Here is a 14,320-nt window from a genome sequence, read left to right as displayed (position 1 = left end):
TTTTAGGACTGAAAGAGTAGAACGATCGTGGATTCTATGTCTTGGATCTGGATCGGTTTCGGGATATAGGCGTCCATTCCGGCGCGGAGACATTTTTCCTTGTCTCCTTCCATCGCGTTAGCCGTCATTGCAACGATCACCGGTTTCGTTTCGGCAAAGTCCTTTCGGATATGGAGCGTAGCCTCGTAGCCGTCCATCTCCGGCATTTGAATATCCATAAAGATCAGATCGTAGTTTCGGTTTTTGAGGTTGTCGATCGCCTCGATGCCGTTTAACGCAGTGTCGACTTTGTATCCCAGTTTTCCCAAGAGACGAAGAGCGATCTTCTGATTGATAACGTTATCTTCCACCAAAAGGATTTTGAGAGGAATCCGTTCCGAAAGAGGTTTTTTATTTTCTCCCTGCGCTTCTTCCCTGCGGATCAAGGTTGGAAACGCTTTTTCGAAATTTTTGCCGAGCTCATCCAACAGGATGGGTTTGAACATCATAAAAATCTTAAAACCGGGCCGGTTGAACAGACGTTCCGTAACGAGATGATACGAATCCTTCAGTTCTTTTTCCATAAAAAGAATGATCGTAAGTTTGAGGGAAGGATTCTTATTTTTAAGTTCGTCCAAAACTTCCGGCAAGGTCATGTCCGGAAAATTCAAATCGGTGAGAAAGATTCCGATTCGTTCCTCTTCACCGATCGTCTTGATCGTTTCCTTGGCGGTCCTTGTGAGCCGAACGGAAAAGCCGTTTCTTTCGCAGAACTTTTTGATTTGTTCCCGAAGCGCGAAGTCCTGAATGGAAAGAATCGCGGTCGTCGCGAGGTTTTTGGAATGCAGCTCTTGAACTCCCATCGGAATTTTATAATCGAGTCTTTCCGTAATCAGCGAAAGGGAGAATTCGGAACCGCGTCCCACCTGACTCTTAACGATGATTTCGCCTTTCATCAACTCCGCTAATTTTTTACTGATGGTCAGGCCGAGACCGGAACCGCCGTATCTTCGAGTGGTGGAAGAATCCACTTGGCTGAAGGCTTTGAAAAGAAGTTCTAGTTTTTCTTCTTCGATCCCGATGCCCGTGTCCTGCACCCGGAAGATCAATCTGAGTTTGTCGTTCGGAAATTTTTCGGCTTCGACGTTCAGTTGGATTTTTCCTTTTTCGGTGAACTTGACGGAGTTGCCGAGCAGGTTCATCAAAATCTGTCTGAGTCGGTACGGATCGGAGATGATCCAGCTCGGAACCTGGGAAGAGATCCTCGATTCGATCACGAGGCCTTTTTCCTCCGCCATGGAACGGAATAGATTGCAAACGTCCGTGCTCAGTTTCTCGGGGGAAACCGGCTGCATCTCCAGTTTGAGCTGACCGGACTCGATGCGGGAAAGATCCAAAATGTCGTTTAACAAAATGAGAAGATTTTGGCCGCTGGATTTGATGATATCCAGATATTCCTTCTGTTCCGTGTTGAGGGAAGTGCCTTCCAATAGACTCACGGTTCCGATCACGCCGTTGAGAGGGGTCCGTATTTCGTGACTCATCATCGCCAAAAAGTCGGTCTTCGCTTTGGACGCGGCTTCGGCGATTTCTTTTGCGCGTTTTAGAGAATCCTCATATACTTTTCTTTCCGTAATTTCGTGCCAAACTGCGAGGAATACGCGCTTATGATTGATCATCATCGGAGTCAAAGTCACTTCGGCGGAAAATTCCTCCCCGTTGAAGCGTTTGTACACGCGTTCAAACGTATAAGAGCCCCGCTTTAAAGCGAGTGATTCGAATTCGTTCAGACGTTCCTTTTTGGATTCTCCCTGAACCTCTGCGGAAAAAAAGGCGGGATACTTTCCTAAGATGAGTTTTTTATCCGGACAACGCAGCATATTGAGCGTCGCGGGATTGCATTCGAAGATGCCCGAATCGTTGTAAAGAACGTGCGGTTCGCTGGAACGTTCAAATAGGAGTCTGAACTTTTCTTCCGCGAGTTTTTTGTCGGTGATATCGATTGAAATCGCGCTGACGCCCGTGATTTCGTCGTTTTGATTTCTGATCGGATAAAACGAAAGCTCGCTGAAAACGAAAGTTCCGTCCTGATTCGGTCTGGATCTTGTGACGCTGAAACGTTCTCCCGAAAGCGCTCGATCGTAAAAATTTTTCCAGTAGAGGACGATATCGGGCGGAACTTCCTCTTGAAAGATATTGAGCCCCGCCTCGATTTTCCCATGATAATAATCGCGCATCGACGTTTCGAATTGGGAATTGAATATTAGCAATTGATAATTCTTGTCGATGGACCATATCATCGCTTCCGAATTCTCTATGATCGCATTCAGATTCGCTTCGTGTTCCGAGATGATTCTGGACTGTTCCGCCAGCGATCTCCTCGCTTGGATTTTTTCCGTAATATCTTTGATCTGTACGAGAATGATTTCGTTCTGGTCCGAGGTCAAAATCCGAAACGAGGCGTTTCCCCAGAATTTGCGGTTTTGAAACGTTTTGAATTCCACTTCCCAAGAGGAAGGTTCGCCCGATAGGATCTTTCTTTTTCTGACCTCGTATTCTTCGGGAGAAAATCCTTCGTTCAGTAAATCGGAAAACAGAGAACCTACGATTTGGGACGCCGTTTTGATTTCGAAATACTGGAGCGCCGTTTGATTGACCTCCAGGATCGTGTCGTTCTGAGGGGCGACGAGAAGAATTGCATTGGCCGATTTTTGGAAAATCATCGATCTCAGTTCGGCGTCTTTTAAAAATAGGCTGGGCGGTTCGAGAGAAGAAGATGCAGAATCCGTAAAAAATAATATTAGAATGTGATTTTGTCCCGACGGAAGGATCCGAACCTCGATTTCGAAAGTTTCCTTTGCTGAATTTCCGTATACGATCTTGTAAAACGGCGCTTTTTCTTTGGAGGAGCGGGCTTCTTTCCAGAGTTTTTCCCAAGAACCGCTTTCCTTCCAGTTCCAAAGGGATGGGTGAATCTGATTTTCTAAATTCTGGGAGAAATCCTGAAACGGAGGATAAAAGCTCCAAGTTACAACTTTCCCCTCTGCATTCAAAATTAGAAAATTAGAATCAGATCTTAATGCGGTCATTTCTTCCTATAATCAAGACGAAGGGTTTTATAATTTCCTGTATTCAATTCTCAAACAAGCAAAATAAAAATCGAAAATAGCTTTGGAACGCAAAACTTTTGTAACAATCTCGTTCCCGCGAAGTAAACGATTTCGGGAAAAAAGGAGAGAGATCGGTTCTTTTTGATAAAACGCTAATTTGTCTTGAACCGGGTTTGATTGACTTTCCGATCCTACTCTTTAGGATGCCTTTATCAACGTATTGTTAAACGAATGGAACCGCTTCCCATTACAGAAGAACGTTATCGCCTGCTTTTCGATCTTTCGAGAGACGGAGTCGCCGTCCATTCGGAAGGGAAAATTCTCCGAGCCAACGATGCTTTGGTAAAGATGCTCGGCTATGATTCTTTGGAAGAGGTTCTCGGTAAACCCGTTCTTCAGTTCGTCCATCACCGTTCTCAAAATGTCGTAAAACAAAGAATCCAAAAGATGAATCAGGAGGGTGTGGGCGTCGGAGTTCTCGAAGAGGAGTTCATCCGAAAAGACGGCTCCACCTTGTTTGTCGAAGTCGTTGCGAGCGCGTTTTTCGAAGGAGAGCGTCAGTTCGTACAGGTCATCGTGCGAGACATCAATTCGCGTAAACGCGCCGAACTCGAATTGGAAAGACTTCGCTCCAAGCTGCAGATGACTCGGGAGCGTTTGCTCGGAGTCATCGAAGGAACCAAAGATTCGATCTGCGCGGTCGACATCAACTTTCGGGTAATCGCGTTTAATTCTTCCTTTGAGCTGAATTTCTGGAGACTTTATGGAAAAAAAATCGAGCCCGGAAATCTTCTACCGGATATGATTCAGGATCCGCTGGAACGGGCGGTCGTGATCGAGAACTGGAGCCGCGCTCTTCGCGGAGAAGTCTATACGATCGAAAGAACGATGCGCGGTTTTGTTCAGGATGTGGCGACGTTGGAGATCAGCTTTAGTTCGATTCGGGATTCTTCGCACAATCTAATCGGCGCGACGCAGATCATCCGAGACATCACCGAACGAAAACGGGCGGAAGAAAAACTCAAAAAAACTTTGGAAGAAAAGGAAGTGATGCTGAAGGAGATTCATCATCGCGTAAAAAACAATCTTCAGGTAGTCGCGAGCCTTTTGGGTTTGCAGGCGGAACATTCCGAGAACGATCAGATCTCTCAGATCCTCAAGGAATGCGAGCGAAGAATCCAATCGATGGCTCTCATTCACAAGGAACTCTATCAATCCGAGAATATTACAAAAATCGATTTTTATGATTATCTAAACACTCTTCTCGTGAGTCTTCTTCATTCTTTCGGTAAGGAAAAGAAAATCGAATTTCGGATTTCGTCCAAGCCGAATTTCGTTTCGATCGAAACCGCGATTCCTTTGGGATTGATCGTAAACGAACTCGTGACCAATTCCCTCAAATACGCGTTCCCGAACGAAGAGAAAGGCCTGATCTGCGTTAAACTCAGAAGCGACGTGGAAGAGTCCGTTCTGGAAGTAGGCGACAACGGAATCGGTATGCCGAACGGGTTCGATCTCGGCAAATCGGAATCCTTGGGACTGAGACTTGTCGAAATTCTTTCCAGACAATTGAGAGGGAAGTCTTCGTTCGTTCCGGCGGACGAGGGCAAAGGAACCAAATTCCAAGTTCGATTTAAAATTTAAAACACTTGTCCCCAGTCCTTTCGCTCGCGACCCTGCAACTGTCCTATGAATTTAATCTCCGTAGATAAGATCTCGAAAGAGATCGGCGCCAAAGTCCTATTGGGTCAAATCAGTTTCGGAATCAACGAAGGGGAAAAGATCGGAATTCTCGGAATCAACGGTTCCGGTAAAACGACCCTTTTGAAACTACTTGCGGGTTTGGACGTTCCAGACAGCGGACAAATTCTTAAAAATAAAATTCTTCAGATCGCCGTCTTATCGCAATCGCCTTCCTTCAATCCGGATCATACGATTCTCGAACATATCTTTTCCAGTCCGAGCCCGATTCTGAAAACGGTGCGCGCCTATGAGGCGGTTTGCGGCCGCCTCGATTCGGGGGACGCGAACGTCGAGGAAGAATACAATCGGCTTATGCAGGAGATGGATCGTCTCGGTGCATGGGAACTGGAATCCTGGTTTCGTTCCGTTTTAAAAGAATTGGAAATTCCCGATCTATCCTTAAAGATGAGTTCCCTTTCGGGCGGAATGCTCAAGAAAGTCGCCCTGGTTCAAACCCTCATCGAAGAATCCAATCTTCTGATTTTGGACGAACCCACCAACCATTTGGACGTGGATACGATCTTGTGGCTTCAGGATTATCTGATCGAAACGAAAAAAGCGGTCATCCTCGTAACGCATGATCGTTACTTTTTGGAAGAAGTCACGGATCGGATCATCGAATTGGAAAACGGAAATCTTTCCTCCTTTCCGGGAAACTTCGGATTTTATCTGGAAAAAAAAGCGGAACTGGAAGCCAATCGCGAACGGGCCGAACACAAGGAAAAACAATTTCTAAAGAAGGAATTGGAATGGCTGCGCAGACAACCGAAGGCCAGAGGAACCAAACAGAAGGGAAGAACCGATCGCGCACTCGAAGTGTTGAATCGAAAAAAAGCGGGAAAGGAAATCGTTTTGGATTTTTCCGTTTCGGGAAGAAAGCTCGGAAAGAAAATTCTGGAATTAAAAAATCTCACGAAGTCGTTTGGCAAACCGATTCTATCAGGTTTTTCTTATACGTTTAAGAACGGAGAACGAATCGGGATCGTAGGACCGAACGGCGCCGGGAAATCCACTCTGCTCAATTTGATCAGCGGCCGCGAAAAACCCGATTCGGGAGACGTGAGCGTCGGAATGAACACAAGTTTCGGTTACTTCGATCAAATCTCCAAGGAACTTCCGGGAGAAATGAGAGTGATCGATTATATCAAGAAAGAATGCGGAGTTTCCGTAAAGATGAGCGACGATCGCGTATTGAGCGCGGCGGATATGCTGGAACTCTTTTTGTTCGACGGACGTTTGCAAGCGGGCACTATCAAGAATTTATCGGGAGGAGAAAGAAGAAGACTCTATCTCGTCGCCATTCTGATGACCAATCCGAACTTTCTGATTTTGGACGAACCTACCAACGATCTCGACATCAAAACCCTTTCCGTTTTAGAGGAATTTCTCGCCGAATTCGGCGGATGTATTCTGGTCGTTTCCCACGATCGTTACTTTATGGATCGAACCGTGGATTATCTGTTCGTTTTCGAAGGGGACGGTGCGGTCGAAAAATTTCCGGGAAACTATTCCGAATATTTGGAATATAAGAATTATCTAAATAAACAGAAGGATAAAAAGCAGCCCGAAGTCAGACAAAAGGAAACCGACTCTTCTAAAAACAAGAAAGGACTGAACTTCAACCAGAAGAAGGAACTCGAAGCCTTGGAAGCGGAGATTTCCGAATTGGAGGACGAGGAACGCAAACTCACCGAACTTCTCCAGTCGGGAAGCGGAAAACCGGAGGAACTCGCGGTTTCGGGAAAACGTCTGACAGAAATTCATTCCCTTCTTCCCTTAAAAATGGAACGCTGGGAAGAACTGCAGAGTCTGCTTTAGAATAACAGAATTTTCTTATGGAACGCAGGACCCGTTGTGTTCCTTAACTCCGATCGAATATCCGAAGGAACCGGCCGGAACGGGAGCGGGGGCCACATCCGACGTTCTAGGATTTCCCAGAAAGTCGTTTTGATACAGGGTGATAAACCCTCCATAAGCCGGATCGACTCCTCCGTAGACCGTGCCGCATTTCGAAGTCGCTCCGATGAGATAATACGTGAGCGGACCCGTCGGCGGTAAGAATCCTGGATTGTGGCTGAAGTTCTGATTGTTGACCGTTGCAAGGTTCGTTAAACAAAGAACGTTGTTTCGTAGCGGTCCGGGGTTGCCCGCACAAAGTCCGAAACCGAAGACCGGTGTTTGTGCGAGGGTGGAACAGTTGAACAGATTGTTTCCTTTCACTTCCAGGTTTGCTCCGGGAGCGACCCCGAAGTTCAAACAGATCCGGCTCGCAGCCGTTCCGTTCGTAAATATCTGATTGTTCGCGATCTTACTTTCCACGCCGGAACCGACGGAATGAACTCCGAAGGATTCGGACGTTCCCACTCCGCCGAAGATCGTATTGTGGAGAAGATGAATGTTTGTGGAGTTCACGCTTTGGAAGCGCATTCCCGAAGTGTTCGCAGCGGTTACGACCGGGCTTCCGATTTGCTGATACGAGTTGACTACGTTATTCGATACGATGAGGTTTTGCGCCCCGGTTAGGTTTCGAACCAGAAGCGCCGTTGAAAAATCAGCCGCGGAAGAACCGACGTGAGAAGCTCCGTTCAACCAGTTGCTATAGATTACTCCCCAGCTTCCATTGTTATAAATCCCCGCGGAGATGCTGTTTCCGCTGCCCCCGACGATGTAATTGTAGGATATGTTTAGGTTCGGAGTGATTCCATACGCGGCCACTCCCGAGCGAATCGTTCCGGCCGTGTAGGCGCTGGCCGAATCCAATCCTTGAATGACGTTACCCGCAACGATCAACTGGGAAGCACCGGTTGCGATTCCGTTTAAAAACACACCCGTGGCCCAAGGGTTGTTCGGGTTGGTTTTGATCGTAAACATCGTGATTACCAAATTGCTCGTCATCGTTGCAAACGGAGGACCGGCAAAAATCGGAGCGCAGGTAACTCCTTCCGTCGCGCCGCAGTTTCCGGGAGGAGAAATATCTTCAATGATGGCGGGATGTGTCGTGGAATTTCTTTGCGTGAACGTGGAATCGAAACCGCCTAACAGATTCACTCCGTCCTTCAGATCGATTCTCTGAGTCGCGTTATCCGAAATCGAATAGGTTCCCTCGGAAACCAATACGAAACAAGGAACAGATGCACAAAGACTCACTGCGTATCGGATCGAAGCGCACGCGTTTGCGACGGTGTCACAGTTTCCAGCTCCCAAACCGCCGGGCCTTGTGTATTTCACTTCGTTCGCGATCGTATATGTGAATGTGAGCGGTAAACCGTTGTTATACGCTTTCCCCGTTCCCGGATCGGTGCATCCCGTTAAACGGACATACTGATTGACTCCCGTCGTCCAAGTGCCGCCCGAGTTGATTCTCACCGTATTTGCTGTCGGAAACGAAAGCGCGGAAGCCGGGTGACTCGACTTGAGGTTTCCCGCGGGAGTATTGACTGCGTCCAATACGCACGCCGTTACGTTTTTCGAAAACGTAAGAATGATATCCGATGCTGGAAGTAAAACGGTTTGATTCGGAGGATTGGCGTTCGTAACGCTCAAACAGTTGATCAAAATCGTGTTGGCGGAAGTCATCACACCCGTCGCGTTAGCCGGAACTTCGAATTGGCAGACGTGATCCTGAGGACTTGCAATAATTTGAATGGAATAATTCGATTGGTCCGGAATGGGAGAATTGAAAGCGTACGTTCCATCGGCGCCGATGTTGAGCAGATCGACTCCGCCGCTGCGTACTTGCAGGCTGCCGCTGACGCTGGAAGAAATTCCGAAGGCTTGTACGGAGAGAGGGTAGGATCTTGTGGAACAGGTCACTTCTACGTATGCGAAAAACGGAGATAGAATTCCGCTGGGATTGGAAATCGAACAATCGATGGCAGGGGTGGTCGAAGGCTGACTGTTTACCTTTACCTCGTAGGAAGAATACCGCGCTTTCTTTTCCGAAAAAGCGTAATCTCCGTTTGTGGAGATGGAAAGCGTTTCGTTGTCCTGATTGGCAAGGACGAGAACCCCGCCGGTCAATCCGGATACTTTCACGTTGAGCGGAATAGGGGTTTGGGAAAGGGAAACGAAATTTGCAAACGTAAAGGTGTCTAAAAAGGAAGTCCCGGAGGGCTTTGGGATACAATTAGAGAAGGAGATTCCTGCAAAAAACAGAATCAGGTACAAACGGAGGCTGGCTGACGGTCGCGTCGCTTTTTTCACGGAATGAATCCTTAACTATAAAGAACAACATAGTTTTATAGGAAAATTTTCATCCCAAATTCAAAAGAATTCGGAAAAAATTGACTGGAACTGCGACCTCCTTGCCCTGCATCGATTGTGCTTGTTTTGAAATAAGGAACATAGTTACGGTCCGATTCGGAAACCGTCGTTTTTGTCGTGGACGGACCGACAAATGCCGCATCTGACACATTTAACAAATAGAGAAGGGCGACAATCCCTAAAGAAATGTTGAACTGATTGTAATGCGAAACCGCGTTCGAGTAATCCGATTGAACCTGCATGTAATTGAAGGTTGCAAAAGGGAGTAACGCAGGGTTATCCATGAGCAAAAGACTCTGATTCAAGTTCTTGCTTTGATCGAGAGTCGCCAAACTCGAGTTATATTCTCCATATTGCTGCGCGGAATAGGCGACCGCACCCGCGATCAAAATCGGAAAAATCCAGCTTCGATATTTTTTGTCCTGGTTGGATTGTCCCCAGCCCGGTAAAACAGCGGATTGCATCGCCGGTCCCCATTGGATTCCCGGACTGGCGACTCTTTCTTCCTGTTCCCCTCGTTTCACGATTTCCGCAAGTTCTTGTTCGGTATCGGCCAAAACCAAAAATCCTTTTTTGGCGGTCTTTTTGTTTCTCGGGTTTTCCAAGGAAAGAGTATAACTTCCGTTTTTGAGATTCAAACCGTCGATCTTGATTTTGATTTCTTTCGAGTTGACGTATTCGAATTCGGGTTTGATCGTTTCTCCGGAAGGAAGAAGCAACGTAACGTTCATAGCTTCGGTGAAATTATCTCCTTTTACCGTGAGAACGGGCCCGAGTTTTTCTTTTACAAGTTTGACGTTCGAGTCCGGGTCCACAAAGGGCGCGCGGGAAAGAATCACCTCAAAGGCGATCCATTCCGAAAATACGGAAACTCTTCCGAATTTATTGAGAACTCCGATCCTATGATCGTAAACTCCCGGTGGAAGATTGACTTCGAAACGGGTGGACTTGGTTTTTTCTCTCGTGATTCTTCCGCTCGAATCCTTGATCTCTACGAGATAACCGCCCGCTTCGGGCACGGGCTTCCATTCCAAATACTGATTTTCTTCCTCGCCGAAAACGGGGAGTAGAAAAAGGAACGAAAGAATGAATATACTATGAATTCTATTCCACATAAATTTCCTTCGGCGAAAGAATTTCCGGAGGTCGGACCGTTTTACTCAGCTTGATCTCGAAATTTCTGGAAACCGGAATGGTGAACTTAGTCGCGCCGGTTTTATCCTTGTATTTCGCGGAGATTCTCCACTGAAACTTACCTTCTTCTAAGATTGCAAAATCCTTAAACGAATAAGAATCTCCTTTGAGTTCTCTTTTCCAGATCGACTTATTTCCTTTCGCTCTTAGCTCGAAAATTTCAAGAGTAACGGATTCCGTGTTTCCTTCGATTTCCCAACGGAAGTCGATGCTGTCCCGATTGGAAATATCGATCGTCTCTTCGGTAGCCGGGCTGTTCTGACTTAGGAAGGGCGCATTGTCCGAAGTCTTGAACGACTGAGTTTTACTCGTCAATAAATTCTCCCCGTTCGATCCGAGCAGAGAAACCTTCCAGAAGTATTCACCGACGGATGGAAGTTGGACGGTTCCGGAAGAAGCACGGAAATTCTCCCGAATCACGTTTCCGCTGAATTCGGAATTTTTGGCTACCTCTAACTTATATACACCTGCAGGCTCGGGTCTTTGCCAACGGAAAGTCAATTTTTGATTGGCCGGATGCCCCAATTCCTGTTCGTTTGAAGGGAAAAGTAAGTCGAGCGTTTCGAGCGCCTGGATCTTAAACTGACGACTCGGCGATAGGACCGGATCTCCCTCTTTTGCGGCGGCTCTGACTCTCCAGAAATAGGTTCCCGCGTTTGCGATCGGACTCGAGGTTAGGGAGAATGAGTTCGTTTTTTTGCTGAAAAGAAGATTCTTAAAGTCGCTGTCGTTTGCGATTTCGAGCGTGTATTCGCTCAGATCGGAGGAACCGGACCAAACGAAAAGGCTTCCTTCTTTGGAAAACTTGCGGAGGGAAATCTCCTCCTGATCGGAAGGTTTTTTCAAAATCGGAGGTTCGGCCTTTTCCAGTTTACGGATATGAAACGAAATCGCTTCGGAGGTCGACGTTTTCAAATCTTGCATCGAAGGTTTCGGGGTTACGCGCGCGTAATAGGTTCCTTCCTTCGTTTTTTCCCAGCGATACAACGTTCCCTGGATTTCCTGGGTAAGAATCGATTCCTTAAAATTCTTGTCCTTGGCGAGTTCGAGAATATAACTTTTACTCAGATCCACGGGCGTCCATTGAATGACGACGCTCGGGGGAGAAGAAGTGAACTTGAAATCTTCCGCTTTTGCCGGTGCAAAGACCGACGGTTGTAGATTTCCGAGAACGGTCAAGGAACGGGTCTCGCTGTATTCCGGTTTACCGGTTCCGGGATGGAGCGCGGTGACGCGCCAATAATGTGTTCCTTTTTCCAAAGACTTGTTTAGCGAAATGGAATTCGATTTCGAGCGGGAAACGTTTTTCGTAAAGCTTGGATGATTCGAAATTTCTAACGTATAATCCTTTACGCCTTCTACCTTGTTCCAACCGAATGCGATCGCCGCGGTATTCGACGGAGTTTGCACGAATTTTCGTTCCGTTGGAGTTGTGAGAGAGATCGACAAGGAGCGGATTTCCGATTTTCCGTTTTTCAGTTCGATGGCTTGGTTGTTCGTAACGTTCGATTCCTGATTTCCGGATTTGACCTTCGCGTTTCCTTTGGAAACTTCGAGATTCAACGCCTGGTCCTCGGACTTGGAAAGTTTCAGGTCGCCTTGGTTGACTTCGACGGTAGTTTCGCCGCTTTTGATTTTGAGTTCGGTGCCGCTGTCTTTGTTTGCGGAAACCGATCCGTAAGCGAAGTCGATGGATAAGTTCTTATCGGAGAAGTCGAGAAAGATCATGCTTTTTTGATCGAGTTTGATTTCGGTTCCGTCGTTCAAAACTAAAACCGCTTCGGCTCCGTCTTCCGTGCGGACCGTATCCCGGTTGCGGACTTTCATTTCGGTTTCGATTTCTTCCCACATGACTTCCGAATCGAACTTTCTCTGCGCTTTCCGGTTTTTGAATATGATTTTACCGATCTCCGGGTTGGTCCCTTTTTTGTGGCCCGAAGTGATATGAAGGTATAATAATATACTGAAAAGGATTACGAGTCCCGTAAGAAAGGTGACGACGTATTTTCCCTCAGTCAAGTATCTCATACTTAACTTCTTCTCCGGGCTCTCCGCCTTCCGATTTTTCCTTTTTAGGAGGTTCCCAGACGATACCGATTCGGTTTCTGAGTTCTTCTATGTTTTTAGGGCAGTTCGGATCGTCCTTTCGACCGAGAACCGCATAGATCACCTGAGGTTCGGATTTCCCCTTTACTTTGATGGACTGCATCTTTTCGACGTTGAACAGACCGGGAACATGATCCAAAAGATCCTGCGTGATGAGAATGTCCGTTCCGAACGGTTTATTCAGAGCTTCCACGCGGGACGCCAAGTTCACCGCGTCTCCGATCACGGTGTATTCCAGACGTTGTTCGGAGCCGATTTGACCCGCAATGACGGGGCCGTAGTTTAAACCGCAGCCGATTTTGATGATCGGTTTTTTATCGCCGCCTCTACCTTGGTTAAAACGAAGAAGCGCCTCTCTCATCATAAGCGCGCCGTTGACCGCGTTGACCGCGTCTTGATCCGAAGTTTTCGCAGCTCCCCAGGTCGCCATGATCGCATCTCCGATAAACTTGTCCACGATCCCGTGTGTTTCGTTCACACAATGAACCATCTCGGTCATGTACTCGTTTAAGAATTCGACGACTTCTTCCGGTTGAAGTTTTTCGGAAATCGCCGTAAAACTGCGTATATCGGAGAAGAAAATGGCGCACATCTTCCTTTCTCCGCCGAGGGTAAGTTCCTGTTTCAGAACCATTTCGGCGATTTCTTTATTTACGAAACGTCCGAGAGCGTCCTTTACCTTTTCCCGTTCTTCCAAACCCTTGCCCATGTCCACGAAGTAATCGGTGAGAAGGCCGACCTCGTCGCGGGTCGTGGAACTGATTCCGATCTTGAAGTTTCCGCGCGCGATTTCGGTTGTTGCGTGCAAAAGGTTTAACAGAGGTTTGGTGATCGTCTTCGCAAAGAAGAAAACGATGATCAGCGCCAAACAAAGGGCGATCCCCATGATGAGAAGATTGGTTCTTTGGATCCGATAAACCGCTTCAAACGCTTTTTCTTCGGCGACGATGGAAACGACAGCACCGCCTCCGAAACCCAGTTTTTGAAACGAACCGAACCAGGACTTTCCTTCCTTGTCCTTGTATTCGGATTGTTTCGTGTTTTCGGCGCTGTTGACCATGGATTCCACGATCGGAAGATTCATAAAGTTCGTGTTGGACTGGAGAAGTTTCGGATCGGAGTGTGCGATCAAATCTCCTTCTCCGTTCACGAGAAATACTTCGGAAATATCCTGTTTTTGGAATGCGTTTAGGAATTTTTCCAAACGTAGAATCAGGACGAGAACTTTCGGATTGGAACTGGAGGATGGGATCGCGATCGCGAAGATCGGCTCCTTGAATTCAGCGCTGAGATTCTCCATTCTGCCGCCGGTCAAAACGGACTTGGTGATCAATCCCGGACGGCCCGCGATCAGATCGGAAATTTCTTTCGGAGAAACCTTGACCTCGCTTAGATACGGTTCGTTGAAGAATTCGTTGATCGAAGAGGGCACGTTGTTCTCGATTTGAAACAAACCCGCATAAATAAAGTCCGGATCGTTTTGAAAGAAAATATCCGCGAACGAGAGCCCTGCTTTTCCCTGCGAGAGCGCGCCGACGATCTGTTTTCCGTTGGAAAGAATCTCGTTGATGTCGGTTTTGATCTTTAACCCGAGAATATTCACTAAATTTAAATTGTTTTGAAGAACCCGAACTTCCGAATCTCCCCGAAACGCGGAAGACGCGAAGAAAATGATCGTGGAAACCGTGATCGTCATCAAAAGAGAAATCACCGCCATCAACTTGATCTGAAGCGGAAGTTTCGTTTTAGTCGAACTTCCCGAAGTTTGTTTGTCGCTATCTTCGGTCGGACTTTTTGCAACGGGAGAATTTTGATTTTCCGAAGAAGCGGATTTCTTTTTTACGGAATCCGTTTCTTCGGCCGACCGTTGTGATGCGGCTTTGTTCTCTTTTGCGCTCGCCTCTTTAGAAGTTTCCGAAGGAACG

The 14,320-nt window shown here is 47.1% G+C and carries 6 protein-coding genes and 1 pseudogene; 2 read left to right on the top strand and 5 right to left on the bottom strand.

Going from position 1 to position 14,320, the window contains the following annotated elements; all coding sequences use genetic code 11:
• Nucleotides 1–2 precede the first annotated feature (2 nt).
• Nucleotides 3–3,068 (bottom strand): PAS domain-containing hybrid sensor histidine kinase/response regulator, encoded by a 3,066-nt coding sequence (locus LFX25_RS10680; protein WP_238730225.1) that lies wholly within the window; start codon nucleotides 3,066–3,068, stop codon nucleotides 3–5.
• Between the two features lie 252 nt (nucleotides 3,069–3,320).
• Here LFX25_RS10680 and LFX25_RS10675 point away from each other — a divergent pair, with 252 nt between their 5' ends.
• Both LFX25_RS10675 and LFX25_RS10670 read left to right on the top strand, forming a co-directional pair.
• Entirely contained in the window at nucleotides 3,321–4,733 is a 1,413-nt protein-coding gene (locus tag LFX25_RS10675) for a sensor histidine kinase (RefSeq protein ID WP_238730224.1), read from the top strand.
• A gap of 45 nt (nucleotides 4,734–4,778) precedes the next feature.
• Nucleotides 4,779–6,650 (top strand): ABC-F family ATP-binding cassette domain-containing protein, encoded by a 1,872-nt coding sequence (locus tag LFX25_RS10670; RefSeq protein ID WP_238730223.1) that lies wholly within the window; start codon nucleotides 4,779–4,781, stop codon nucleotides 6,648–6,650.
• A 15-nt stretch (nucleotides 6,651–6,665) separates the two neighbouring features.
• On the opposite strand, the gene LFX25_RS10665 is transcribed toward LFX25_RS10670, so the two are convergent.
• From LFX25_RS10665 to LFX25_RS20950, 4 genes and pseudogenes are all read right to left on the bottom strand, one after another.
• Nucleotides 6,666–8,867, bottom strand: coding sequence for a hypothetical protein (locus LFX25_RS10665; protein ID WP_238730222.1), 2,202 nt, complete (start codon nucleotides 8,865–8,867; stop codon nucleotides 6,666–6,668).
• A gap of 203 nt (nucleotides 8,868–9,070) precedes the next feature.
• Nucleotides 9,071–10,210 carry an LIC11435 family protein gene (locus LFX25_RS10660; protein WP_238730221.1) on the bottom strand — a complete coding sequence of 380 codons (1,140 nt, stop codon included), beginning with the start codon at nucleotides 10,208–10,210 and terminating at the stop codon, nucleotides 9,071–9,073.
• A complete protein-coding gene (locus tag LFX25_RS10655) occupies nucleotides 10,200–12,317 on the bottom strand; it encodes a FecR family protein (RefSeq protein ID WP_238730220.1) in 2,118 nt (705 codons plus the stop codon). Before LFX25_RS10655 ends, LFX25_RS10660 begins: the two co-directional genes overlap by 11 nt.
• A pseudogene (locus LFX25_RS20950) lies at nucleotides 12,301–14,151 on the bottom strand (adenylate/guanylate cyclase domain-containing protein); the annotation flags it as partial. The gene LFX25_RS10655 and the pseudogene LFX25_RS20950, both read right to left, overlap by 17 nt.
• Between the last annotated feature and the right edge of the window lie 169 nt (nucleotides 14,152–14,320).

This window comes from Leptospira sanjuanensis, from assembly GCF_022267325.1.
Classification (GTDB): domain Bacteria; phylum Spirochaetota; class Leptospiria; order Leptospirales; family Leptospiraceae; genus Leptospira; species Leptospira sanjuanensis.
This window is presented reverse-complemented; position numbering and strand designations above follow the sequence as displayed.

Bases quoted from the DNA above. Each gene is read 5' to 3' on its own strand.
- LFX25_RS10675 (WP_238730224.1), top strand. From the start codon at position 3,321: ATGGAACCGCTTCCCATTACAGAAGAACGTTATCGCCTGCTTTTCGAT.
- LFX25_RS10680 (WP_238730225.1), bottom strand. From the start codon at position 3,068: ATGACCGCATTAAGATCTGATTCTAATTTTCTAATTTTGAATGCAGAG.
- LFX25_RS10655 (WP_238730220.1), bottom strand. From the start codon at position 12,317: ATGAGATACTTGACTGAGGGAAAATACGTCGTCACCTTTCTTACGGGA.
- LFX25_RS10660 (WP_238730221.1), bottom strand. From the start codon at position 10,210: ATGTGGAATAGAATTCATAGTATATTCATTCTTTCGTTCCTTTTTCTA.
- LFX25_RS10670 (WP_238730223.1), top strand. From the start codon at position 4,779: ATGAATTTAATCTCCGTAGATAAGATCTCGAAAGAGATCGGCGCCAAA.